Genomic DNA, 1,300 nt, shown 5'->3' with positions numbered 1-1,300 from the left:
GCCTTAATCACACTCACAAGGATCAATCTTCATGATCCAAACCATGATTGTCAGCTAAGGGAAGTTACTGTGGGAACCAAGCTGCTGGTTTACTCTGATGGAAAAGTATTTTGTGAAAAAGAATTAGCAATGGAAGAATGGCAGCCTTTATTGGAAAATGCAARGAAGGCGTTGGCCCATCAAAAATCAAATACGTACATCTCACAAATAAATTCCTGCGAAATTGAATATTTTGTGGAAGTGTATCCGCAGCCGCTGCATTTAATAGTTGCGGGAGCTGGCCATGTGGCGAAGCCTTTGGTTGAAATGGGTAAAAAGCTTGGGTTTTATATCACTGTCATTTGCGATAGGCCTCAATTTGCGAATTTCGAACAATTTCCTTGGGCTGACGAGGTTGCATGTAAACCTTATAATGAGTATTTCCGAAATTTGGACATAACGGATAGGCCTTATATTTTGTTGCTCACACGGGGCCACCAGTATGATGTTACGATCCTTCGCGAAATCCTGCATATTTCTGTTCCCTATATAGGAATGATTGGAAGCCGTAGACGCATATCAGGTGTATTTTCTCAGCTCCATGAGGATTTTCCAGATGTCGGATTTGAGAATGTATACGCTCCTATAGGCCTAGATATTGGCGCACAAACGCCTGAGGAGATTGCAATCAGTGTATTGGCAGAAATTTTACGGGTGAAGAATCATAAATCCGGAAAATCACTAAAAGAAGAAATCGGCCATTTTATCGTGGATAGGCAGGAGGAAGATGAATGAGCGAACTTGAGCTGATGAAACGGATCGTAAGGATTAAATCTACCTCTGCAAATGCGGCTCTGGCTACCGTCATTCGAACGAAGGGTTCTACGCCCAGAAAGGTCGGCGCGAAAATGATTATTTATGCCGATGGAACAATAGCCGGGACGATCGGAGGCGGCTGCGGGGAAGGCGAGGTGATTGAAATAGCCATGCATGTTATAGCCACAAAGATGAGCACCCAGCACACGGTTGATCTGACTGCAGGACTGTTTTATGAAGATGGAGGAATCTGTGGCGGCATTCAGTATGTATTTATTGAGCCCATTCATTGAGAAATATTCAGGAGCATATATTATCTACACTAGGGGGCCATAATGTGGAATCGATGGAAGCGATCATCCTTGCAGCCGGATATTCAAGCAGAGCCAATGATTTTAAAATGGCCTTAAAACTAGGAACCATGACCGTATTGGAACATACCATTTCTAAATTTGAAGGCAGATGTAAAAGGGTTATCGTTGTGAGTGGTTTTCAGTGGGAACGG

At 43.3% G+C, this 1,300-nt stretch carries 3 protein-coding genes; all 3 read left to right on the top strand.

What is annotated here, in order from left to right; translation table 11 throughout:
* Positions 1 to 774, top strand: a 774-nt coding sequence (locus AC1DVJ_RS31000; RefSeq protein ID WP_477596780.1) for an XdhC family protein, incomplete at its 5' end; no start/stop codon positions are given.
* Positions 771 to 1,088 (top strand): XdhC family protein, encoded by a 318-nt coding sequence (locus tag AC1DVJ_RS30995; RefSeq protein WP_477596778.1) that lies wholly within the window; start codon positions 771 to 773, stop codon positions 1,086 to 1,088. The genes AC1DVJ_RS31000 and AC1DVJ_RS30995, both read left to right, overlap by 4 nt.
* A gap of 53 nt (positions 1,089 to 1,141) precedes the next feature.
* Positions 1,142 to 1,300: NTP transferase domain-containing protein (locus tag AC1DVJ_RS30990; protein WP_477596782.1), on the top strand; the 159-nt coding region annotated here is incomplete at its 3' end.

The sequence above is a fragment of the Paenibacillus sp. P4_A9 genome (assembly GCF_056402415.1).
Note: the sequence above shows the minus strand (reverse complement) of the source record. Positions and strands in the feature narration are given on the sequence as shown.